At 67.1% G+C, this 23,651-nt stretch carries 15 protein-coding genes and 1 tRNA gene; 5 read left to right on the top strand and 11 right to left on the bottom strand.

The window, feature by feature from the left end; all coding sequences use genetic code 11:
• Positions 1–306: 306 nt before the first annotated feature.
• Genes ACQY46_RS11190 through ACQY46_RS11200 form a run of 3 tightly spaced genes read left to right on the top strand, consistent with a single transcriptional unit; the run spans position 307 to position 3,462 of the window.
• Entirely contained in the window at positions 307–2,130 is a 1,824-nt protein-coding gene (locus ACQY46_RS11190) for an ATP-binding protein (RefSeq protein WP_428700311.1), read from the top strand.
• 17 nt (positions 2,131–2,147) lie between these two features.
• Complete coding sequence (locus ACQY46_RS11195) at positions 2,148–3,080, top strand: peptidoglycan-binding domain-containing protein (protein WP_428700312.1); 933 nt, start codon at positions 2,148–2,150, stop codon at positions 3,078–3,080.
• Positions 3,081–3,120: 40 nt separating this feature from the next.
• Positions 3,121–3,462 (top strand): DUF1491 family protein, encoded by a 342-nt coding sequence (locus ACQY46_RS11200; protein ID WP_428700313.1) that lies wholly within the window; start codon positions 3,121–3,123, stop codon positions 3,460–3,462.
• Between the two features lie 11 nt (positions 3,463–3,473).
• Here ACQY46_RS11200 and ACQY46_RS11205 read toward each other — a convergent pair whose 3' ends face one another.
• The 6 genes from ACQY46_RS11205 to ACQY46_RS11230 all read right to left on the bottom strand — a co-directional run bounded on the left by ACQY46_RS11205 (position 3,474) and on the right by ACQY46_RS11230 (position 11,274).
• Positions 3,474–4,112: a LysE family translocator gene (locus ACQY46_RS11205; protein WP_428700314.1), complete on the bottom strand. Its 639-nt coding sequence runs from the start codon at positions 4,110–4,112 to the stop codon at positions 3,474–3,476.
• 70 nt (positions 4,113–4,182) lie between these two features.
• Positions 4,183–4,806 (bottom strand): FMN-binding negative transcriptional regulator, encoded by a 624-nt coding sequence (locus ACQY46_RS11210; RefSeq protein WP_428700315.1) that lies wholly within the window; start codon positions 4,804–4,806, stop codon positions 4,183–4,185.
• Positions 4,807–4,954: 148 nt separating this feature from the next.
• Positions 4,955–5,242, bottom strand: coding sequence for a YciI family protein (locus ACQY46_RS11215; protein WP_428700316.1), 288 nt, complete (start codon positions 5,240–5,242; stop codon positions 4,955–4,957).
• Between the two features lie 52 nt (positions 5,243–5,294).
• The gene (locus ACQY46_RS11220; RefSeq protein ID WP_428700317.1) at positions 5,295–5,897 is read right to left on the bottom strand and encodes a TetR/AcrR family transcriptional regulator; all 603 of its coding nucleotides are present in this window, start codon (positions 5,895–5,897) and stop codon (positions 5,295–5,297) included.
• 604 nt (positions 5,898–6,501) lie between these two features.
• Positions 6,502–10,806, bottom strand: a complete 4,305-nt coding sequence (locus ACQY46_RS11225; protein ID WP_428700318.1) for an NACHT domain-containing protein — start codon at positions 10,804–10,806, stop codon at positions 6,502–6,504.
• A 394-nt stretch (positions 10,807–11,200) separates the two neighbouring features.
• Positions 11,201–11,274 (bottom strand) — tRNA-Gly (locus tag ACQY46_RS11230).
• 182 nt (positions 11,275–11,456) lie between these two features.
• On the opposite strand from ACQY46_RS11230, the gene ACQY46_RS11235 reads away from it, so the two are divergent.
• Positions 11,457–12,254, top strand: coding sequence for an ion transporter (locus ACQY46_RS11235; protein WP_428700319.1), 798 nt, complete (start codon positions 11,457–11,459; stop codon positions 12,252–12,254).
• 8 nt (positions 12,255–12,262) lie between these two features.
• Here ACQY46_RS11235 and ACQY46_RS11240 read toward each other — a convergent pair whose 3' ends face one another.
• The 5 genes from ACQY46_RS11240 to ACQY46_RS11260 form a co-directional block, all read right to left on the bottom strand.
• Entirely contained in the window at positions 12,263–14,158 is a 1,896-nt protein-coding gene (locus ACQY46_RS11240; RefSeq protein ID WP_428700320.1) for an adenylate/guanylate cyclase domain-containing protein, read from the bottom strand.
• A 418-nt stretch (positions 14,159–14,576) separates the two neighbouring features.
• Positions 14,577–14,963 (bottom strand): hypothetical protein, encoded by a 387-nt coding sequence (locus ACQY46_RS11245; RefSeq protein WP_428700321.1) that lies wholly within the window; start codon positions 14,961–14,963, stop codon positions 14,577–14,579.
• A gap of 2,127 nt (positions 14,964–17,090) precedes the next feature.
• Positions 17,091–17,522, bottom strand: a complete 432-nt coding sequence (locus tag ACQY46_RS11250; protein WP_428700322.1) for a MarR family winged helix-turn-helix transcriptional regulator — start codon at positions 17,520–17,522, stop codon at positions 17,091–17,093.
• Between the two features lie 4,297 nt (positions 17,523–21,819).
• Positions 21,820–22,122, bottom strand: coding sequence for an AAA family ATPase (locus tag ACQY46_RS11255; RefSeq protein ID WP_428700323.1), 303 nt, complete (start codon positions 22,120–22,122; stop codon positions 21,820–21,822).
• Between the two features lie 12 nt (positions 22,123–22,134).
• Positions 22,135–23,226: a 2'-deoxycytidine 5'-triphosphate deaminase gene (locus tag ACQY46_RS11260; RefSeq protein ID WP_428700324.1), complete on the bottom strand. Its 1,092-nt coding sequence runs from the start codon at positions 23,224–23,226 to the stop codon at positions 22,135–22,137.
• Between the two features lie 223 nt (positions 23,227–23,449).
• Here ACQY46_RS11260 and ACQY46_RS11265 point away from each other — a divergent pair, with 223 nt between their 5' ends.
• Positions 23,450–23,650, top strand: coding sequence for a YgaP family membrane protein (locus ACQY46_RS11265; RefSeq protein WP_428700325.1), 201 nt, complete (start codon positions 23,450–23,452; stop codon positions 23,648–23,650).
• The last annotated feature ends 1 nt before the right edge of the window (position 23,651 follow it).

Raw genomic sequence — 23,651 nt, forward strand, 5'->3', positions numbered from 1 at the left:
GTTGCTGCCCTTGACTGTCTGTTCGTTCGCCTCGGAAACCGGTCGCCGAATGTCGGTCGCCGGGTCCGTTATGAAGACAATCTAGCACGCAGGTTCCAACGCCGGGTTGAGTCGGAAACGCGCATTTTCGACAAGTTCGACGCAAAATTTTCGAAAACTTGATTCAAATTTTATCGAAATTGTCGCCTCCTTTGTCGGGAGGAAGCATGGCCCCGAAAAGCGGTGGTTTCATGGTTCCTTAAGCCGTTCCTGTGACCATCGGGCAAGGTTCGATCAACGGGCGGCGCGCGTGCCGGAAAGAGAATAATGATCCCAGGATTGCAGGACCGGCTGAGGCTTGCGGCAAGTCATGTCGACGCTTTGGTGCATCCCGGCGCGGCCCGCGACGAGGTTGCCCGGGCGCGCCACGGCGCGTTTATCCGCGGCCATCTGGCCTGCGGCGCGCTGGCGCTGGCGCTGCTGCCGATGCTGCTCGCCTTCAACGGCGTGACGACGCTGGCGCTGGCGCTGGTGCTCGGCTGGCTGACCGCGCATCTGCCGCTGGCGATGTATGTCTCGCGCAGCGGCAACCTGGCGCGCGGTCATCTCGCCTCCGCCGTTCTGTTCGCCGTCTTCTTCGCCGGCCTTGCCGGTCTGACGGGCGGTCTCGAATCACCGGTGCTGCCCTTCCTCGTGCTGGCGCCGCTGGAAGCGGCCCTTGCCGGCTCGCGGCGCGCGGTTGTCGCGATGGTCGGCCTGTCGACGGCCCTGCTCGCCGGCCTGTGGATGTTTGCACATGGTGTGCCGACAACCGGGGCGATCGGCGGCGTGTTGCCTGTGACCGTCGTCGCCATCGTGCTGGCGCTGCTTCATGCCGCCCTGCTCGCCGTCCGCCTGACCACCGACACACGGTTGCAGGCCGGTCGCCTGGCCGAGGCGAGCCGCCGCGCCGACCTCCTTGGCGGCATGATCGGCGAGGCGGTGCTGCGCCACGCCCCCGGCGGCCAGGTCGAGGCGGTGACCCCGTCCGCCGCCGCCCTCTTCGGCCTCGCGCCCAACACCGGCGCGCGCGAGCTTTCCGGCGACGGGCTCTTCGCCCGTGTCCATGTCGGCGACCGTCCGGCCTATCTCAAGGCCTTGAGCGATGCTGCCCAGGACGACACGCCGCATCGCATCGAGATCCGCGTGCGCAAGGGCGCCAGCCAGCCGGGCGAGGCCGGACAGGCGGCCCATGCCTGGATGGAGCTGAACTGCCGGGCCGGCGCCGACGGTCAGGTCGTTTCGGTGCTGCGCGATGTCGACGGCGAAAAGCGCCTGGCGAGCGAGCGTGACCTTGCGCGCACGGAGGCGGCTGCCGCGCAGGACGCCCGCTCGCGCTTCCTGGCGACGGTCAGCCACGAATTGCGCACGCCGCTCAACGCGATTCTCGGCTTTTCCGACCTGCTGCGCGGCCAGCCGTCAGGCGAGGGCGGCACGATGCCGACGGTCTTCGCCGCCGATCCGGCCCGCACGGCCGAATATGCCGGCCTCATCCACCAGTCGGGCAGCCATTTGCTGCAGATCGTCAACGACATGCTGAACATGGCCCGCATCGAGGCGGGACAGTTCGAGATCCGCGCCGAGAGCTTCGACGTGCGCGCCTGTCTCGACGGATGCCGGCGGATGATGGAGCCGGAAGCCGCGAAGCTCGGCCTGCGCCTCGCTTCAGACCTGCCGCTCGCCCTCGGGACGTTTTCGGCCGACGAGCGGGCCTGCCGCCAGATCGCGTTGAACCTCCTGTCCAACGCCTTGAAATTCACGCCCGAAGGCGGCCGCGTGGTGCTGTTCGCCCGTGCCGAGGCGTCGGGCCTCGTCTTCGGCGTGCGCGACACCGGCATCGGCATCGCACCGGAGGACCAGGACCGGGTGGTGCTGCCGTTCGTCCAGGCAAGCTCCGGCCTGTCGCGCCTGCATGACGGCGCCGGCCTCGGCCTGTCGGTGGTCAAGGGCCTGGCCGAACTTCACGGCGGACGCATGATGCTGGAAAGCAGGGTCGGCGAGGGGACCTGCATCAGCATCGCGCTGCCATCCCGCGGGACGCGGGCACGGCCCGCACGGGGCGAGAGTGCCATCGTCCCGACCCTGCAACAGGACCTCAAGCGCAGCGCATGAGCGCAAGGAAGAAAGACATGAGCCGCTCGCCCCGCGATACGGGCGCCCCCGCGCCACGGCGCGGCCGCCAACACGAACCGCTGGCCCCGCCGCGCCCGGCGCCGGGCGGGCTTGGCGCCGCCGCGCTCGACAATCCGGTCGCCGCCGGCGGCTGGCTGGTGATGGCGCTGACCGGCGTCCTGATCGTCGCCAACGCGATGGCCTTCCAGCCCGGCCGCCATCCCGCACCGCTGTTTTCCACCCGCGACGCGCCGAGCGCGCCCGCCGCCGAACCCGGCAGCATCGCTCCCAGCGCCGAGACGCTCGCCCGCCAGCGGCTGGTGCGCGACGTGCAGGTCGAATTGCGGCGCCTTGGCATGTATGGCGGGCTGCTCGACGGGTTGAGCGGCCCGGCGACCGAACGCGGCGTGCGTGCCTACCAGCGGGCGCGCGGGCTTGCCGAGACCGGCAATGTTGACGAGGCGCTGCTGGCCCGCCTGGCGATGGACACGGGCGAGGGGGAAGCCGGTTTCGGCCATCCGCCGGTGCCCCCGCTGCCGCCCGAAACCGCGCCGCGCGCCGATGCCGGCCGCGCCGTGCCCCGTCCCTCCGCCGCAGCGCCCGCCACCACGGCGTCCATTCCGGCCTCGATGCCGGCGGCGACGGCGAGCGTTTCCACCTCGCGCATCACAGCTGAAGGTGCGGCCCCGGTGCCGCCGGCGCCCATCGGCACGGCATCGCCCGCGCCCGGTGCCGCCGCCAGCCCGGAACGGGCGCGCATTGCCCGCATCCAGGCGGCCCTGGCCCAAATGGGCTATGGCCCCATCGATATCGATGGCTATGCTGGCGAACAGACCGCCAATGCGGTGCGCCGCTTCGAGCTCGACCGGGGCCTTGCCATCACCGGCGAGCCGGGCGCGCGGATCGAACGCGAGATCGAGCGCGTGCTGGGCCATCCGATCACCGGCTGAACGCCAGGGCGGCCCGCATCGTCAGCAGACAGGAACGCGCATGCGCCTCACCTCCGGCTTCTGGGTTTCCGCGCTCGTGCGCCGATGCTTTGCCGAAAACGCCTATGCCAGCGTCGCCGCGCGCGGCGCCGAGGAGGCCGGCGCGGTCTATCTGGTCGTCGACCGCCGCGACGGCACCCATGATTTCTACGCGCCCGCGCCGCAAAGCCTGTTCATGCAGGGCGGCCCGGGCGATCGCCTGTTCGAAAAGCGCCTTGCGGGCGTCCCCCGCGAGGAGGTCGACGCCCGCCTTGCCTCCGAGCGGCGGATGGACCCGGATGTCTGGGTGGTCGAGATCGAGGACCGCGACGGCCGCGTCTTCTGGGACGTCGCCGAGGAGTGAGGCGGGAGGAACTACCCCCGCTGCAGGGCCAGATGCGCGCCGAGGCCGATGAGGATCGCCCCGCCCGTCCGCCGCGCCAGCTTCTGCGCCCGGCCGGAGCGGGCAAGCCGCGACCGGAGCGAGGCGGCGAAAAGGACACAGGCGAGATCGGCGGAGGAGAACATGGCATTGACCGCCGTGCCGAGGATCAGGAACTGCATCCAGACCGGGAAGGCCGCGCCCGCATCGACGAATTGCGGCAGGAAGGCGAGGAAGAAGACCGCCGTCTTCGGGTTGAGAACTTCCACCGTGATGCTTTCCAGGAAGGCCTTGCGCGCCGAATTCGTCCGCGCGGCCGGAGCGTCGCCGCCTTGCGCGGGCTTGCCGGCATTGCGGATCAGCGTGACGCCGAGCCAGGCGAGATAAAGCGCCCCGGCGATCTTCACCGCCAGATAGAGCGGTGGCACCGCATGGAAGAGGACCGACAGGCCGGCGGCGGCAGCCCCCACATGGACATAGCCGCCAAGATGGATGCCGAGCGCGGCCATCAGCCCGGCGAAACGGCCGCGCGCCAGCGTCTGGGCGGCGGCATAGAGCATCGCCGGGCCGGGCATGTAGGCGAAGATCGCCGTGGTGGCGAGAAAGGCGAGAAGGATCTCGGTCGAGGGCATCGGCGGGTTCCTTCCGCGGTTTTCCTTGAAAGGCGGTTCCAGGCGGTGCGCCGGGATCGCGCGAAGAGACTTAAACGGGGATCTGGCCGGCAACCGCAAGCGCCTGTTCGCCGCCTTCGCGGCGCAGGCCCTCGGTCACCCCGGCGCGGTCTTCGGCGCCGCGGTTCTGGCTCATCTTGCGCTTGCCCTCGATCCGCGAAATCTCCAGCCGCAGGCCGACGATACCGCGCAATTGCGCGGCGATGAAAGCCTCCGGCGCATCATCGACCTTCCATGCCTCCGCGCGCCCGGCCTCATGATGGTTCGTCAAGCGGGTGACAAGCGCCAGCAGCCGGTCGGCATCCTCGAAGAAGGTGGCCGTGCCATAGGCATGCACGGCGGCATAGTTCCAGGTCGGCACCACCTTGCCATGCTCGCGCTTGGCGGCGTACCAGCCCGGCGAGACATAGGCATCGGCACCGGGGAAGAGGACCATCGCCTCGCCAAGCGCGGGCGTGCGCCATTGCAAGTTGGCGCGCGCCAGATGGCCGTAAAGCGTGCCGTGCGGTCCCTCGTCCGGATCGAAGAGCAGCGGCAGCGGCGTTGCCATCAGCCCCTCGGCGGTGGCGGTGACGAGCGTGGCAAGGCCGGCTCCTTCCATCATCGCCTGAAGGGCTTGCGGGTCGTCCTCGCGAAAGGCGGGGGGCGTGTACATGGTCTCCGGCTCCGGATGAGTTTGCGGTATCGACCGGCAGCAATAGCCGATCCGCGCCGCGACCCGAAGATCCGCCCGGGAGGTGAAGGAGAGGGCCAGTTCGCCCGGGCGGCCCGCCCGCCCCGTCCAGCGGGTGCGCTGACCGGTATCAGGCCAGAAGCGCCTGCAGCCGGTCGTCCGTCCTGGCCGGGGCGATCTCGTGGATCTCGGCGCTGACGATGCCTTCCGCCACGAACGGGTCCGCAGCGACACGGGCCTCCAGCGCGGCGCGGTCCTCGCCGCGCGCCAGCACGGCGCCGCCAAGGCCGGGCTTGAGGCTGCCGACCATGAGGAAGATGCCATCCTCGAAGCCTTGGCGGATCCAGGCATTGTGGCCGTCCATGTGCTGGCCGGCGGCGGCGCGATTTTCGGCGAATTTCAGCAAGACAACATACATTTTCGGGTCCTTTCCCTGAGATTTCGAAGAATGCGGGCGAGCGGGGAGGCGCTCAGTTGCCGGCGGCGATACGGTCGAGCCAGGCGCACATGCCGGCGACCTCCCGCTCGACGAACTCCGTGCCGGCGAAACCCGTGTCGGAGAAATCGGTGTCACCGAAGGCATTGGCGAGCGTCGCCACCCCTTGCGAGCGGGCGAGAAGATGCAGGGCGAACTCGTCGGCCTCGTCCTGTGCACGGCCCATCAGCATGAACTGGCGGGCGAGCCAGTCGCGGAACAGGGTGAAGAGCCGCGCCGCATCGCTCAGCGAGGGATGGGCGAGCTTGGCGAGTTCGCCCGTCAGCGTGCCGACCGGGCAGCCGTGGCGGATGATCTTCGCCCGGTTGGCGATCAGGATGCGGATGAAGCAGCGGATGCGCACCGTGGGATCGCCGCCCTCGCGGTCCCAGCGCTCCAGCATGGCGTGCGTGTTGGCGAGCCTCAGCTCGATCACGGCTGAGAGGATCTCGTCCTTGCTCTTGAAATGGTAGTAGAAATTGCCGCGCGAGATGCCCACCGCCGCGGCGATGTCGGCAAAGGACGTGTGCTCGAAGCCTTGTTGGTAGAACAGCCCGTCCGCCTCGCTGACGATCTCCTCGCGTGTCGTGCCGGCCATCCGCCCAGTCCTTCTTTTCGTGCCGTTTTCGTGCCACCCGGACGCCCCGCCCGGGCGCGCTGCCTCACGAAAGCAGCGCTTTGGGACGCTTGACCTAATCACGTCTTTAGGACGATCGTCCTAATCCTGTCAAGCGGGGTGGCGGGGGAGGGGAGAGGGAAGCAGGAAGCAGGAAGCAGGGAGAGGGAAGGGGAAGGGGAAGGGGAAGGGAAGCGGGAGAGGGAAGGCCGAACGGCGAAGGGGGAGAGGGGAGAGGGGAGAGGGGAGAGGGGAGAGGGGAGAGGGGAGAGGGGAGAGGGGAGAGGGAGCTTGCCCCTTCCCGGGAGGTCATCCCCGGCTTGACCGGGGATCCATTGGCAACCTCGGCAGGCGTGAGATGCGAGGCGGTCACGGCAGGTGCGGACTTGCGCCGTCCTTGGGCCGCGCGCGCTCCTCCGGCCGCGAGGCACGGCGACAGGTCGAGACGCCGCCGGCAGCGAGTGGGAGTAGGGGCACACGGGCAGAAGGTCGCAAACCCTTCGCTCTCTAAAGCCGAGCGCGCCCGAAGGCTTGATTTGCCCGTGTGTCTTTTTAGAACGTACCAGACGATATCGAAAATTCAATATTATCTATTTTTTCTTGCTTCGGTTTTCAGTCGAGGGCGCAAATCGAGAAAATGGACAGCAACTCTGACAGAGCCACCAGATGCATTCTGAACTCTCTTGGCTTCATCGCTTAGAAGTACGAACAACTCTTCGATATCGATTTTACGGCCCTCATCCGGATGATCCCACTTCCGATCTTTCGCAAGGGTCACCATCAAAGCACCGGCCCGGCTGTGCTCCGTTGCCATGTACTTTTTCACCAACTGATTCTCGATTGTATCGCGCAAATCTTTAGCTGTGCGTCCATCCCCGAGCTTGAGTTCGATCACCGCCTCATGGGGAGAGGCTACGGAACGCAATCTGATGTCAGTTTCTTTTTCGTCTGCGGTCACGGCCTCTTGGTCCACAGTGTAGATCGAGTTGGCGGCATGGCTCAGCTCTCGCGCGATTTCTCGACGCATGACCTTCTCGACTAATATACCTGCCCAAGCCTCTCGCGGTGAAACATCACGGAGAAGAAGGTCATCAAGGTCGGACAGCCTATCCTCCATAATCGCAAACATAGCTTCATTCGTTGAGGCAGGGGCTTCTCCGCTCCGGTCAAGAGCCATCGCTTGAGTCTCATCCAATATGTCAGCATCAATCTCTTGCGCCCAATTCTCTTCTGCCACAGCCAAAATGCGATCCTTGAAATGAGCGCACAAAGGATCTGCGGCCATCTCGAGCTTGGCTGCCAAACCCTCCTCACCCTTCGCGTTGAGCAATGCTGTTACAATGTTATTGCGTGCCTGTTCCGCGTCATCGCGAGTGTCCGGTGAATAGGATCCTTCGTGGTGCGCGTCGTCTTTTATTCGAACATGGCGATAGGCCAGACGAAGCAGCCGCAGCAGTAATTGCGGCGTGAAGCGTTCGTCACCCAACCCAATTCCGTCTTGCCGATCCCCAAAGAGGCTGGCCAGCCATGTCACAGCGTCTGATCGCTCAGATGGTTCAACTATCTCGATCTGGTCAGCCAGCTTTTCGACACTCGCCTGCGGATCAATCCGCATCAAGGTTGACAACCAAACAAGACGCAGCGCGAACGGCAATTGTTGCTCCAATCTTTGGAGTGCCCGTTCTCGAAGTTTCTCAATTTCAGCAACATCGCCATGCTTCAAGATAACCCGTGTGACTTGCCGAACCCTTTCGGTCATCCCAGTCGCGTTATCGGTGCCAATGATCCGGTCCCCACCGACATCAAACCAAGATTCCAGCCGTGGGAGAAATAGTCTCGCAACTCTCTCAGACGCGTACCCAATTCCTTGAAGCAGGCCTGAATGTCCATGCTCACCTGGCGGACGGCTCAGCTCCCACGACAGTTCATTTCCAAGCGTCCGGCCCAAAGCGTTTGGGTGCCAATCTCCGAGACACTCGATCCATTGGGGAAGGCCGTTCAGTTCAATCGGAGCGTACCGCGCGGCTAGCTCAGCTTCGGCATCGCTGAGTTTAGCCGCCCAGTCCGGGGCCTCCGCTTCGGCGTAGATTGCGGCCAGACCAAGTTGCCAACGTACAAAAAATGTATTGCGATCACCTTCGGGCCTTTCGCTGGGAAAGGTTGGGTGATCATCGCGCCAGATCTTCATCAGCACGAGACGAAGTTTGTCGGCAGTGTCTTGATTGAATTGCTCCTCAATGAAGCGCCGGTTCCAACCTGACGACCGACTGTTATCACCATCGTGACTCATGGCGCGCCACAAGTTCCAAGCTGTGTCCCAGCTTTGCTCCGTCGAGAATGCGTTCTCAGGTTGATTGGCTATTTCTCGCCAGAACTGAATCCAACTAGCTCGGTCCTTGGCCTTTCGCCGCTCTTCTTGCTTCTTTCGTTGAGCCTGCTTCTCTTCCCAAAGACGATGTTCTTTGTCGTGTTTCGATGGCCTCAGCCAGTCGTCAAGTCTTTGCACGATTGAAGGTTCATCCGCTATTAGAGGCCTAAGTCCTACAACGTGCTCTTGCAATGCATCACGATCCGGCAACAGGCGGATAGCTGCCTCCAAGAGCATTGCGCGTACACCCGTATCCTGGGTCGTGTCGCCAAGCGCTTCGCTCACCCAAGTCAGATCTCGGTCCGCTCTAAGCTGGACGGGCCCATCGTGAATCGTGATCTTTGCGAGCCGTGTCCAAGGGTCTTTGACTTTATCGAGCGACTGAAGCAAAGCGTCATCAACCCAGAAGAGGCGAGCATTGCCCTCTGCATTCAGATTGCTCAGTCGTTCGCGAAGCGACTTGATCGGCTCATCGTCGCCATGGTCACGGTGATGCAATCGCAATGCAAGTGCGCCAGCATGCAGCCATTCCTCGTCTTGGCTCATATCAAGGCCGCGTTCACACGTTGCTGCGAGCGCTCCGCTGAGATGTGGCCGATCACTCGAAATATGTGGCCACTCTTTTCGCCATCTAAGCCCCTCTGAGACTAGCGCTAGGAGATCATCACGAAGTTTTTCAAGGACAGGGAGATCAAGTTGCGATGCTGCTATCAGGCGTGGAAGTTGCCAGCTAAGGTTGCCTACACTCCGCTTCTCCCGCTTCACCCATCGAAGAGTCCGACAAAGCTGCTCAACCGACATATACTTGGGGAAAAGGCGTGCTACGGCACCTCGGGCCACTCTGTCAGGCCAGAGAGCGTCAGCATCCGCTATACTGGAAGCGATATCCCCTAGCCTCTCGTCATCCAAGGCTATTAACGCGTCAATAGCCATTATGCGCCCAACCGCAGGTGCTGTAATGTCCTGAGTGATATCGAATACAATGTCAGCACAGTCTTCTATGCGGCCCGCCTCGATAAGGCTGACGAGGACTTCTCGCACATCTGGGTTCTCTACTCCGCTACGCCAAACTCTATCGATTTCATCTGCGAGCTCTTTCGATGCAAAACGATGGACCTGAATGTGGGGCACCTGAAGGCCTCTCCAGCCACCAGGGCCGTAACGCTCAGCGTAGGCGCGAAGAGCTTGATTTCGCTGTCTTTGCGTTAGCGACTCTGGGTCGCCTTCGTCCAAGAGCACGGCAGGCTCATTGTCCCGCAAGAGTTCAAATACCCCGTCTTCTTGCAACGCTAGCCAACCCGCTACTGGTCGCTTGGACGGGCGAACGATCGTCTTGTCTTTGGTTTCCGCGAAGAGAAGCCGCTTGAGGGCTCGAAACGGCATCCCTTGTCGTCGAAGAGTTATTAGCCGCTCTGCAGCAAGATACTCCGCCACCGAGCGATGATGGAAGCGCACCCGGCCGTACGAGGCGAAGCCAAATAGCGGACGCTCCAGCAGTGCTTTTCGTTCGTTTGCTTGCCAATCGGACAGGATGATCGCGGGATCGAGGGCCGCCTCTTCGCCAACAACGTCGGACGCTGCACTGTGACGGATTGTTAGACGACGCGTCATCTGAACTGCAAGCGCGAGCCGACTAGCTCCTTCGATAGCCTTGTCGACGGACAATTCCGCCGGTTCAGGTCTGTCGTCTCGAGGAAGCAGCTTAACGCGAACATTCGTGGCAACCTGATTGCGATGCGTTCGAATGCGCTTATGCTCACGCCAGTCCGCGCACAACTCAATGAGGTCCTGAGGCCTACGTGCAAACTCCAAGGCATTACGACGTCGTAGATCTTCAAAAAGGAGATCGGGATCGCTCACGCCCTGATGCCGACAAAACTCGACGATCTGTCCATCCGAAAGCGGCAATAAGGCTACAGACCGCCAATCGGGCGATTGGGTGTTGCTGTTGTTGTTGTGTTGCTCCTGAGGCTCACGCATCGCGATCTTCGCAAAAGCCTCTTCATCTGATTCCGAGGACGGCGCGGGTGGAACGGGCAGTACATTTCGGACCAACTGTTCGTCGAAAGGTATCGGTCGGGTCGTGATGACTACCCGCGCCCGGTGAAGCTGATTTCCGATGCCCTTCTTCAGTCGTTTGAGCGCGCTCTCAAATGAACCCAACGTCAATTTCAGCTCGTCAATCGAGTCCAAAAAAAATGTCGCCACCTCGGACTGTGAAGCAAGCCAAGCGTCCAGCCGTGCTTCTTCATCGGCATCTAGCAGGCTGCGAAGTTCGCCAGTCGCGAGTGCCGCCAACTCAACGAAGAATGCCGGCTCACCCTCAGCCCAAAGACGCTTCGTTTGAGTTCGGCACTCATGGGTTTTTCCTGCGCCAGCCTCGGAAATAATTAGCACACGTTTTGATCTAAGTAGATCGTTCCACGTTGAGCCTCGCGCCCAGCCCAAGCTCACCAATAACGACTGCTGATCGGCTTCTTTGACCTTTCCCTTAGGAATATCTCTAAAGATGCGATCAGTCATGTTAGTTTCCCAACGTTGTAACCTGTTTGGCCAGAATGGACTCCAAGTTGGGGTCACATAATTCGCATCGCGTCCGCCATACGGGATTTCGAAAGCACAGTGAGATTTCGCGACGCTCACAGAATCGTTGCGTGGCGGGTCGATAGGGTGCCATTGTCTGTTGTTCAGATTCAATGCAAACGCGCGCCCTACCTCCTTTGAAACCCCTTTCACGGCGATCCTGAGGGCGACGGACAGGCGCCTGTTACACTGAACGTTGTTGGGTGTGTGAGGGCTGTTTCCGCCTGGACCCTTTCAGGTGCGCGTGATGTGGGCGGCACGCAGTATGCCGCTGGCGAGCCCAAGAGGCAGGTTCCGGCGACAGATCCAGACAATATCCGGGGGAAGGAGCACTTGGAGCGGGTAGCGGGAATCGAACCCGCGCGTTCAGCTTGGGAAGCTGACAGGCTACCATTACATCATACCCGCCTGAGCCGCATATATCGGGGCGCGGGGGGCAGGCTGTCAAGCGCCTCGCGGGCGGCTGGGGACGGCTCTCCCGGAAAATTGCTTTCTCCTTGATTTCGCGGTGCCGATGACCACTTCTCGTGCCGTCCGGCGACCCCGCCCGGGCGCGCGCCCCGCACGAAAGCTTTCTGGAGAGTGAAGACATGCGTGAACGGCTGAAGGCCCTCGTCCAGTCACGAAGCTGGGAAGCGGCGATCATCGCGCTGATCGTCGTCAACGCGATCACGCTGGGCCTTGAAACCAGCGAGGCGGCGATGGCCTCGGCCGGCGGGTTCCTGGTGTTTCTCGACCGGGCGGTGCTTGCCGTCTTCACCGTCGAGATCGCCTTGCGCATCTATGCGCACGGGCCGCGCTTCTTCCGCGATCCCTGGAGCCTGTTCGACTTCGCCGTCGTCGCGGTCGCCTTGATGCCGGCAAGCGGCGCCTTCTCGGTGCTGCGCGCGCTGCGCATCCTGCGCGTGCTGCGCCTCATTTCCGTGGTGCCCTCGCTGCGCCGGGTCGTCGGCGGCCTCGTCGCGGCGCTGCCCGGCATGGGCTCGATCGTGCTGCTGCTGACGCTGGTCTTCTACGTTTTTTCGGTGATGACGACCAAGCTCTACGGCGCCTCTTTCCCCGAATGGTTCGGCACGATCGGCGCCTCGCTCTACACGCTGTTCCAGATCATGACGCTGGAGAGCTGGTCGATGGGCATCGTCCGGCCGGTGATGGAGGTCTATCCGCTCTCCTGGCTGCTGTTCGTGCCCTTCATCCTGTGCACCGCCTTCACCGTGCTCAACCTTTTCATCGGTGTCATCGTCTCGGCGATGCAGCAGGAGCACGACCAGACCGCGGAGGCCGACCGCCAGGCGATCCACGACGAGACCGGGCTGGTGCTGGCCGAGGTGCGGGCGCTGCGCGAGGAACTGCGCGAGCTGCGCGGCCGCATCGACCGCTCGGGCTGACCTCGCGGCTAGCCGCTTTCGCCCAAGAGTTCGAACACCGCGATCTCCGCTTCCCGGCCCTTGAGCTGCGCCGCGCCGAGCGGGCGGAAACAGAGCGCGGGGTCGCGTGCCGCGTCCCGGACGGCGGCGCTTGCCAGCACCGTGGTGCCGAATTCCTTGTTGAGGCCTTCCAGCCTGGAGGCGACGTTCACCGTGTCGCCGATGGCGGTGTACTGGCGGCGCGTCGTCGCGCCCATGCTGCCGACCACGGCAACGCCCGTGTGCAGGCCGAAGCGGGTGACCAGCTCCGGCAGGCCGGCCGCCCGGTTCTCCGCGTTGAGCATGTCGACGGCGGCCACCAGCGCCAGCGTGCAGCGGCAGGCCTTGTCGACATGGTCGGGATCGGCCTCCGGCGCGTTCCACATCGCATAGATGGAATCGCCCAGATACTGGACGATCACCCCGTCATGCGCCTCGACGATCTCGTTCAGCCGCTCGAAATAGGCGGCCAGCAGCATGACCACCTCCTCCGGCGCATGGCGTTCGGAGACGGTGGTGAAGTCGCGAATGTCGGTGAACAGGACGGTGACCTCCTGGCGCAGCGCCGCGCCCGGATCCTGCCGGCCGGCGGCGATCACCTTGCGCACCAGCTCGCGCGGCACGTAGAGCGCAAAACTGCGGATCGCGCCGCGTGCGGTCGCCATGGCGGCGGACAGCGTGTTGATCTCCTCCACATAGGAGGCAAGCGGCGGGGAGGCGAATGGCGGGCCGGCCTCGAGATCGAGCTCGCCGATCCGCGCCGCATCGCCGGCAAGCCGGGTGAGCGAGCGGCTGACGAGACGCGCGATCAGCAGCGAGGCGAGAATGCCGGCCACGATCAGCGCCACGGAGATGGCGAGAGCCTTTGTCAGCAGCGCCGCGGCCTCGGCGGTGAAATCCGACAGCGGCGCGGCGATGACGACGGTGGTCCCGGCAAGCCCCGCGACGCCGTCCATCGGCTCCAGCGCGACAAGATGCGGGGCGCCGTCGATGTCGATCCGGTGGAGCCCGCCATCGCCGGGCGCGGCGAGAAGCGGCCTCACGGACGCCAGCAGCGGGTCGTCGACATCGACCCGCGCATGGCGCGACCGGCTTGAGAGTTGCGGCAGCAGCCTGGCCATCAGGGCCGGGTCGGAATGGACGATGAGCCGCAGGTCGTCATCGAAGACATAGCCCCTGGCGCCGGGGGAGACCGCCTCGCGCGACAGCAATTCGCTGATCGTCGTCAGCAGCACGTCGGCGCCGACGACGGTGCCGGGATCGTCGGCCGCCGCGATGGCGATGGTCAGACCCAGCTCGCCGGTCGTCGCCATCGTGTAGGGGCCGACGGCGACAGGGGTTCCCCCCGCCGCCAGGGCCGCCCGGTACCATGGCCGCCGGCGCGGGTCGTAGCCCGTCTCGCCGCCGTCGCGGCGGGCAAGGAGCGTGCCGTCGGAGGCATGGAACCGCCAGGTCGCGCGGCGCTTGCCGTCCGCGCCGGGACGGATGCTGCGCACCGCGTGGTCGGTGCCCCGCGGCATGTCGAGCGTTTCGCGCCAGGCTCTCCTGTCGCCGACGCCTTGCAGGAAACTGCCGTCGGCGCGCCCCGCATAAAGCCCGTCGATATGGGGGGAGGTCGCCAGCGCCCGGTCGAGGAAATGCACCTTGCCGGCCAAGTCGCCTGCCATCTCGGCTGCCGCCTCGGGGGAGGGGGTGTCGAGCAGCGTGCCGGCGGCCGCGGCGAGGGTGACCACCGCCAGCCCGTCGTTGAAGATGGCTTCGTAATGGGTCGCGGCGCGCCGCGCCAGCAGGCTCATCTCCTGGCTGGCGGCCCGGGTGGCGAGCCGCGTCCCCTGCTCGTTCGCAAGCCACATGAGCGGCAGCGAGATGCCCAGCAGCAAGGCCACGATGATGGTGCTGAGATGCAGCCGCAGCGGCCGGGCCCAGCGGGTTGGCCGGCACCCGGCCGGCCGCACGCGGGGGGAGGGGGCGGCAATGCCGCCGCCGGATGGGTCAGCGCCGGACGGGTTTGCGCCGGGCGGGTTTGCGCCAGACGGGTCAGCGCCGGGCGCGTCCATGTCTGCACGATCCGTATCCGTCCGGCCTGTCGCGGTCCGACCCGTGTCCGCCCGATCCGTCGCCACCTTGTCTCTTGCCCCCCGGGAAATTTTCGCGCGGAATCATCCGCACGGAAATCCTAGCACGGCCAATGTCTTGTCGGGATCGGATCGTCGAACATCGTTGACGCCTGCCGGCACGCGGGGGGGCGGGCCGGCAGGCGCCGGGCGTTCCGGCCCGCCCTCCGCGTGCCGGCAGGTTTGCCGGTCAGCCGTCCCGGGCCTTCATGGCCTCCTTCTTCAGCATCGCCGCGCGCATCGCCGGCAGGCGGATCGCGTTGATGGCGAGCACGACGATCTGGATCAGCACGGCGGTGACCAGCGCATCGAGGAACCAGCCGAGCGGTGTCGCCAGCTCTCCCCAGAAGGCGGGCAGGTCGTCAAGCGCGGCGAGCGTCGACAGGCCGGTCGCGCCATGCAGGCAGAGCGCGATCCAGAACCCGGCGCAATAGGGGCAGCGCCACTGGACGTAGAGCGTGCGCAGCGGCGCGGGCAGGGCGGCGATGAACCGGTTGAACCAGGTGCCCCATTCGGGAAGCTTTTCCCAGAACAGCATGTGGATGGCGGCGCCGATCAGCGCGGCTTCAAAAGACATCCGGATTTCCTTTTCTCTCGAGGTTTGCGGCCGGTTGGTACGGGGCGCAAGCCGGGGTTTGGCGGGCAGAAGGCCTGTCCCGCCGGGTCGGTGGATGGTGGCCCATGGCCTGTCGGCCACGGTCTGTGGTCGGGGTGGCGCCCCGCTGCCGGACGTGGCCGGAAGCAGCGCATCCAGGGCCGCTTGTTCCGGCCGGCGCCAAGGCGGAGCGCCCGAAAGCGAGGTAGAGGTCAGTCTGGAAAACGAACTTGTGATCGAGAGTTCTCTCCTTCTGTTGTCGAGTGTCCAGGGCGGAGCGGTGGCGAGGGCTTGCCGCTTTGCCCCCCTCTGCCCCCCTCTGTCCCCGATAGGGGACAGAGGGGGGAACGGCGCCGGCCGCCCTCGCTGCCATATGGTGCCGGCAAAGGCCTTGACCCTCTCGGGCGTCATCTGCCGGGGTCTCCGGTGCCACGCCGGCCCTTGCCTTCCCCTCGGCTGTCATCCCGGCCGCAGGCGCAGCCGGAGAGCCGGGACCCATTGGCACCCTCGGCGGATCTGATTGGCACCGCCGGTTGCGGCGGGCGCGGAGCCCTTCGCTGTCAGCGGAGGCGGCGGAAACGCGGTCGTCGGCGTCGTGTATGACGCGCCGCTTCCGCCATCCCTTCGCCGACGCTCTGGCAACCAATGGGCCCCCAAGACTTGCATCTCGCGGCTTCGCCTTGCCCGGGGTGACGGCCTGAGGGGGGCGGGCCGTCCGAATGCCGCCGGCCGGTTCAGGCCGGGCGAAACGGTTGCCGGGAGCCGGCCACACGCGACCCTCTCCCCCCTTGAGGGGGAGATGTCCCCGATCGGGGACAGAGGGGGGAACGGCGCCGGCCGCCCTGGCTGCCATATGTTGCTGGCAAACGCTTCACCCCTCTTGGGCGTCATCTGCCGGGGTCTCCGGTGCCACGCCGGCCCATGCCTTCCCCTCGGCTGTCATCCCGGCCGCAGGCGCAGCCGGAGAGCCGGGACCCATTGGCAACCCCGGCGGATCTGATTGGCACCGCCGGTCGCAGCGGGCGCGAGCCCTTCGCTGTCAGCGGCAGGACCTGCACGCGACCTCCCGCCATCTCCTCGCTGCCGCTCTGGCAACCAATGGGCCCCCAAGACTTGCATCTCGCGATGCTCGTCCGGGGTGACGGCATGAGGGGGGCGGGCCGTCCGAATGCCGTGGGCCGGTTCAGGCCGGGCGAAACGGTTGCCGGGAGCCGGCCACACGCGCCCCTCTCCCCCCTTGAGGGGGAGATGTCCCCGACCGGGGACAGAGGGGGGAACGGCGCCGGCCGCCCTCGCTGCCATATGGTGCCGGCAAAGGCCTTGACCCTCTCGGGCGTCATCTGCCGGGGTCTCCGGTACCACGCCGGCCCATGCCTTCCCCTCGGCTGTCATCCCGGCCGCAGGCGCAGTCGGAGAGCCGGGACCCATTGGCACCATCGGCGGATCTGAGGGCTCTCGCCGGTCGCAGCGGGCGCGGTGCCCTTCGCCGCCCGCGGCAGGACCTGCACGCGACCTCCCGCCATCTCCTCGCTGCCGCTCTGGCAACCAATGGGCCCCCAAGACTTGCATCTCGCGATGCTCGTCCGGGGTGACGGCATGAGGGACGGGCGATTGCCGAGGACCGGCCGGCTGCCTGACCGCCCCCCGCCTTGCCGTCGGGTCGTCCCGCCCATTCGCTCTTCCTCCCGCTTCCTTGAAAATAAGTCAGCCAAACGAACTTTCATCGCGCCCAGGGAACTTGCGCTTCCTGCCTCCGGGAAGGCACGGCGAGGACCGCCCCGGCCACCCGTTGCGGCTTCGTCTTCGACCTCTCCTTCACCTCCCGGCGATCCGGCAGCTTTGCCGGAGGCGGTTCCCTTGTTCTGTGTCTTGCCGATGCCTCCTTCGGGGCAGGCCTTTTGTCTCTTCATCATAAGTCAGTCAGGAGAGCTGACTTTTATGCGACAGGCATGCGGCTCCCTGTCCACCGCCGGTCTCGGGAGGCCGGGAGCAGAATGCCGGCGAGCCCTTGCGTTCTCCCTTCCGGTCAACCGGGCGGGCCGGCGGATCAGGGCCCGGCCGCTGGAGCAAGCCGGCGGCGGCTCTCGGCGGCCGGTGCGGCCCGGAGGCTCACGGCAGGTCGGAGAGCTCCCGCAGCGCCCGGCGGAACGCGTCCCGGTCGTAGCCTTCCAGCCCGCCGAAGATCTGCCGCAGGGCGTCGCGATAGACCTCCTCGCCGCGCCGCAGCAGGCTCGCCCCGTCGTCCGTCAGCAGGATGTGCTGGGCGCGGGCGTCCATCAGGCAGGGCACGCGGCGGACCAGTCCGCGCTCCTCCAGCTTGACGACCATGGCGCTCGCCGAGGCCTTGCTGACGCCCATCGCCGCGACCACGTCCTGCAGGTGCTGGCCGTGATCGTCCCGGTCGATCTTGCGCCGCTCCTGCTCCTTGATGGCGCGCAGGTATTCGAACTCGCTGTGGCTCAGCCCGGCGGTTGCCGCCTGTGCCGCCCAATGCCGGTGCGCTATGCGGTGAAGCCGTTCCAGTGCCGCCGTCGGTGTCATGCGCTCTCCAGTTAGTCAGTCATCCATACTAAATGGCCGAGGGGCTGTCAAGCAGGGGACGGAGGCCGGGGGAGGGGCGGCCTGAGGTGGTGGCGGGAGCAGGGGGAGGAGGAGGGAGCAGGAAGGAGCAGGAGGGAGCAGGAGGGAGGAGGGGGAGGAGGGAGCGAGGGAGGAGGGAGGAGGGAGGAGGAGGGGCAGCCCCGTCCCCGTCGCCGCCGCTCTGGCAACGAATGGGCCCCCGCTCTGCGCTCCGGCGGGGGTGACGGCCCGAGGATGGGGTGGCGTCCGGATGCAGTCGGCCGGTTCGGGCCGGGAGCCGGCCACACGCGCCCCTCTCCCCCCTTGAGGGGGAGATGTCCCTGATCGGGGACAGAGGGGGGAACGGGCACCGACCAATCCCGCCGCCAGATGGTGCTGGCAAAGGCCTTGTCCCTTTCGGGCATCATCCCTCCGCACCGCTGGTGCCACGCCGGCCCATGCCTTCCCCTCGGCTGTCATCCCGGCCGCAGGCGCAGCCGGAGAGCCGGGGATCCATTGGCAACCCCGGCGGATGTGGTGGTCCCAGCAGGTTGCAGCGGGCATCGAGCCCTTCGCCGCTCGCGGTCGGGAACGCAGTCGTCGCCGCTTGCGGACCTGCACGCGACCTCCCCGATCTCCATCACTCCCGCTCCGGGAACGCAAGACTTGCATCTCGCGGCTTCACCTCGCCCGGGGGGACGGCCCGAGGGGTGGGGTGGCGTCCGGATGCAGTCGGCCGGTTCGGGCCGGGAGCCGGCCACACGCGCCCCTCTCCCCCCTTGAGGGGGAGATGTCCCTGATCGGGGACAGAGGGGGGAACGGGCACCGACCAATCCCGCCGCCAGATGGTGCTGGCAAAGGCCTTGTCCCTTTCGGGCATCATCCCTCCGCACCGCTGGTGCCACGCCGGCCCATGCCTTCCCCTCGGCTGTCATCCCGGCCGCAGGCGCAGCCGGAGAGCCGGGGATCCATTGGCAACCCCGGCGGATGTGGTGGTCCCAGCAGGTTGCAGCGGGCATCGAGCCCTTCGCCGCTCGCGGTCGGGAACGCAGTCGTCGCCGCTTGCGGACCTGCACGCGACCTCCCCGATCTCCATCACTCCCGCTCCGGGAACGCAAGACTTGCATCTCGCGGCTTCACCTCGCCCGGGGGGACGGCCCGAGGGGTGGGGTGGCGTCCGGATGCAGTCGGCCGGTTCGGGCCGGGAGCCGGCCACACGCGCCGCTCTCCCCCCTTGAGGGGGAGATGTCCCCGAAAAGGGGACAGAGGGGGGAACGGCACCGGCCGCCCTGGCTGCCATATGTTGCTGGCAAAGGCCTTGACCCTCTTGGGCGTCATCCCTCCGCACCGCTGGTGTCACGCCGGCCTTGCCTCCCCCTCGGACGTCATCCCCGGCCGCAGGCGCAGCCGGAGAGCCGGGGATCCATTGGCAACCCCGGCGGTTGTGGTGGGCACCGTCGGTCGCGGCGGGCGTGGAGCCCGCCGGCGGCAGGGGGGCGGAACGGCGCTCTGTCGCCGAGGCCTTGTTGCCGCCGCTCTGGCAACGAATGGGCCCCCGCTCTCCGCTGCGCTCCGGCGGGGGTGACGGCCTGAGGGTGGGGTGGCGTCCGGATGCAGTCGGCCGGTTCGGGCCGGGAGCCGGCCACGCGCGCCCCTCTCCCCCCTTTGAGGGGGAGATGTCCCCGATCGGGGACAGAGGGGGGAACGGGCACCGACCAATCCCGCCGCCAGATGGTGTTGGCAAAGGCCTTGTCCCTTTCGGGCATCATCCCTCCGCACCGCTGGTGCCACGCCGGCCCATGCCTTCCCCTCGGCTGTCATCCCCGGCTTGACCGGGGGCCCATTGGCAACCCCGGCGGTTGTGGTGGTCCCAGCGGGTCGCGGCGGGCATGGCGTCCTTTGCCGTCAGTGGGCGGGAATGCGGTCGTCGCCGCTTGCGGACCGGACCGGCGGGCAAGCCTCGCGTCTCCGTCGCCGCCGCTCTGGCAACGAATGGGCCCCCGCTCTGCGCTGCGCTCCGGCGGGGGTGACGGCCCGAGGGTGGGGTGGCGTCCGGATGCAGTCGGCCGGTTCGGGCCGGGAGCCGGCCACACGCGCCCCTCTCCCCCTTGAGGGGGAGATGTCCCCGATCGGGGACAGAGGGGGGAACGGCACCGGCCGCCCTGGCTGCCATATGTTGCTGGCAAAGGCCTTGACCCTCTTGGGCGTCATCCCTCCGCACCGCTGGTGTCACGCCGGCCTTGCCTCCCCCTCGGACGTCATCCCCGGCCGCAGGCGCAGCCGGAGAGCCGGGGATCCATTGGCAACCCCGGCGGTTGTGGTGGGCACCGTCGGTCGCGGCGGGCGTGGAGCCCGCCGGCGGCAGGGGGGCGGAACGGCGCTCTGTCGCCGAGGCCTTGTTGCCGCCGCTCTGGCAACGAATGGGCCCCCGCTCTCCGCTGCGCTCCGGCGGGGGTGACGGCCTGAGGGTGGGGTGGCGTCCGGATGCAGTCGGCCGGTTCGGGCCGGGAGCCGGCCACGCGCGCCCCTCTCCCCCCTTTGAGGGGGAGATGTCCCCGATCGGGGACAGAGGGGGGAACGGGCACCGACCAATCCCGCCGCCAGATGGTGTTGGCAAAGGCCTTGTCCCTTTCGGGCATCATCCCTCCGCACCGCTGGTGCCACGCCGGCCCATGCCTTCCCCTCGGCTGTCATCCCCGGCTTGACCGGGGGCCCATTGGCAACCCCGGCGGTTGTGGTGGTCCCAGCGGGTCGCGGCGGGCATGGCGTCCTTTGCCGTCAGTGGGCGGGAATGCGGTCGTCGCCGCTTGCGGACCGGACCGGCGGGCAAGCCTCGCGTCTCCGTCGCCGCCGCTCTGGCAACGAATGGGCCCCCGCTCTGCGCTGCGCTCCGGCGGGGGTGACGGCCCGAGGGTGGGGTGGCGTCCGGATGCAGTCGGCCGGTTCGGGCCGGGAGCCGGCCACACGCGCCCCTCTCCCCCTTGAGGGGGAGATGTCCCCGATCGGGGACAGAGGGGGGAACGGCGCCGGCCGCCCTGGCTGCCATATGTTGCTGGCAAAGGCCTTGACCCTTTCGGGCATCATCCCTCCGCACCGCTGGTGCCACGCCGGCCCATGCCTTCCCCTCGGCTGTCATCCCGGCCGCAGGCGCAGCCGGAGAGCCGGGGATCCATTGGCAACCCCGGCGGTTGTGGTGGGCACCGTCGGTCGCGGCGGGCGTGGAGCCCGCCGGCGGCAGGGGGGCGGAACGGCGCTCTGTCGCCGAGGCCTTGTTGCCGTCGCTCTGGGAACGAATGGGCCCCGGGTCGCGGCTTCGCCTTGCCCGGGGTGACGGCCTGAGGGTGGGGCGAGGGCCGAGAACCGGCCGCAACCGCCGTCGGAGCGCCGGATCCAGTTGGCAACCCCGTGGGGAGAAAAGCGCGCGGCACATCTTCGTTTTGGGACGCCGTACCGCTGGTGCCGGTGTCACGCCGGCGTTGGCGCCTCTCTCCGTCGTCATCCCGAACTTGATCCGGGACCCATTGGCAATCCCGGCGGTTGTGGTGGGCACCGTCGGTTGCGGGGGGCATGGCGTCCTTTGCTGTCAGTGGGCGGGAACGCGGTCGTCGCCGCTTGCGGACCGGACCGGCGGGCAAGCCTCGCGTCCCTGTCGCCGCCGCTCTGGCAACGAATGGGCCCCCAAGACTTGCATCTCGCGGCTTCGCCTCGCCCCCGCGGACGGCCCGAGGATGGGGTGGCGTCCGGATGCAGTCGGCCGGTTCGGGCCGGGAGCCGGCCACACGCACCCCTCTCCCCCCCTTTGAGGGGGAGATGTCCCCGAAAAGGGGACAGAGGGGGGAACGGCGCCGGCCGCCCTGGCTGCCATATGTTGCTGGCAAAGGCCTTGACCCTCTTGGGCGTCATCTGCCGGGGTCTCCGGTGCCACGCCGGCGTTGGCCCCTCTCTCCGTCGTCATCCCCGGCTTGACCGGGGATCCATTGGCAATCCCGGCGGGCATGGTGGTCCCAGCCGGTCGCGGGGGGCATGGCGTCCTTTGCTGTCAGTGGGCGGGAACGCGGTCGTCGCCGCTTGCGGACCGGACCGGCGGGCAAGCCTCGCGTCCCCGTCGCCGCCGCTCTGGCAACGAATGGGCCCCCGCTCTCCGCTGCGCTCCGGCGGGGGTGACGGCCTGAGGGTAGTGCAACCCCGAGAACCGGGCGGATACACGGGGCGACCCGAGAGAGGGGCGGTGCCCGAATGCTTGCGGCAAGTTGGGGGGCGGCCCGGCCTCAGCCCGGCCTCAGCCGCACGACAGCGTCCGCCGTGCCGCCATGGCGCGCGAAATACCGGACGCGACGGCCTCGGCAATATGCGCCTGACGGTCCGCGCGGCCGTGCCTCGAAAAGGCGTCGCAATCGAGGCGCACGAGCGGGAAGGGGGCGGCCCCGGCAAGGGCGGTGCACAGGGTCGTCTTGCCGGCGCCCGCCGGCCCGCAGATGCCGGCAACCAAGAGGCCCGCGCCGTGCAGGCGCGCATGGAGGAAGGCGACCGCCTCGGCCACGGACCGCAGCACGGGCGGAGCGGGGCGCGCCGTGTCGGTCATCGGTTTGCCGCCTTAGCGGAAATGCTTGGACAGCTTCAGGCCCTGGCCCTGGTAGTTGGAGCCGATGCCCTCGCCGTACAGCGTGTCGGGCCGGGCCAGCATGTGCTCGTAGACCAGCCGGCCGACCGTCTGGCCGTGCTCGACGATGAAGGGCACCTCGTGCGAGCGCACCTCCAGGACGGCGCGCGAGCCGCCGCCGCCGATCTCCGAATGGCCGAAGCCGGGATCGAAGAAACCGGCATAGTGGACGCGGAACTCGCCGACCAGCGGGTCGAAGGGCACCATCTCGGCGGCGAAGAGCGGCGGCACATGCACCGCCTCGCGCGACACCAGGATGTAGAACTCGTTGGGGTCGAGGATGAGGTCGCCGCGGCCGCGATGCACGATCGGCTCCCAGAAGTCGAGCGGGTCCTGGGCGGCGCGCGCGTCCATGTCGATGACGCCGGTATGGCGCTTGCCGCGATAGCCGATAAGGGCGCCTTCGCCTTCGCCCCTGAGGTCGATGGTCAGGTGCACGCCGACGCCGATCGTCGCCTCGCCGCCGGAAACCAGCCCGTGCTGCCGGTGAACCTCGGCAAGCTCGGCATCGCCCACCATCGGCTGGCCCTTGCGGAAACGGATCTGCGACAGGCGCGAACCCTCGCGCACCAGCACGGGGAAGGTGCGCGGGCTGATCTCGGCATAGAGCGGGCCGCGATAGCCCGCCGGCACCGTGTCGAAGGCGCGCCCGTCATCGGTGATCACCCGGGTGAAGACGTCGAGGCGGCCGGTCGAGCTCTTCGGATTGGTGGTGGCGGAGACGTCGCCCGCAAGGTTGAGCCCTTCGAGCAGCGGCACGATATAGACGCAGCCCGTCTCCAGCACCGCGCCGCGCGTCAGGTCGAAGGCATGAAGCTTCAGCCGGTCGAGCTTCTCCATCACCTTGGCGCCGGGGCCGGGCAGGAAGCTCGCCCGCACCCGATAGGCGAGCGGCCCGAGGCGCAGGTCGAGGCTGGCCGGCTGGATCTGGTCGCCATCGGGCCGGCGCGGAGCGGAAATTCCGCCGCGCTCGAACATCTCGGCAATGGCCTGTGCTGGAAGAATGCCGTGTTCAGCCGCGGTCATGACGTCCCCTGAATTCGCCGTGTCCGCCGTCCTTAACCCAGCCGGCCGGCCGGGCCAACGCGTTTTTGCCCCGTTGGCGCGCAAGAGGGGGCGCAAGAGGGGGCGCAAGAGGGGGGAGCAAACCCCCGTGAATTCGACGGCAGGCCTCCGGGATGCTGCGTATTGACGTAATTTTAGAACATACTAATATTGATACATAATCAATCGCAACAGGAGTATCCCGATGACGCTCGACCGTGCCGTCCTGGCTTTTGCCGGAGCAATGACGCTGCTTTCCGTCGCGCTGACGCTCACCGTCTCGCCGCTCTTCGTCTGGTTCACCGTCTTTGTCGGCCTCAACATGCTGCAGGCCGCCTTCACCGGATTCTGCCCCGCGGCGATGATCTTCAAACGCATCGGCGTGAAGCCGGGAACGGCGTTCTGAG

The organism is Stappia sp. (assembly GCF_965276915.1).
Classification (GTDB): domain Bacteria; phylum Pseudomonadota; class Alphaproteobacteria; order Rhizobiales; family Stappiaceae; genus Stappia.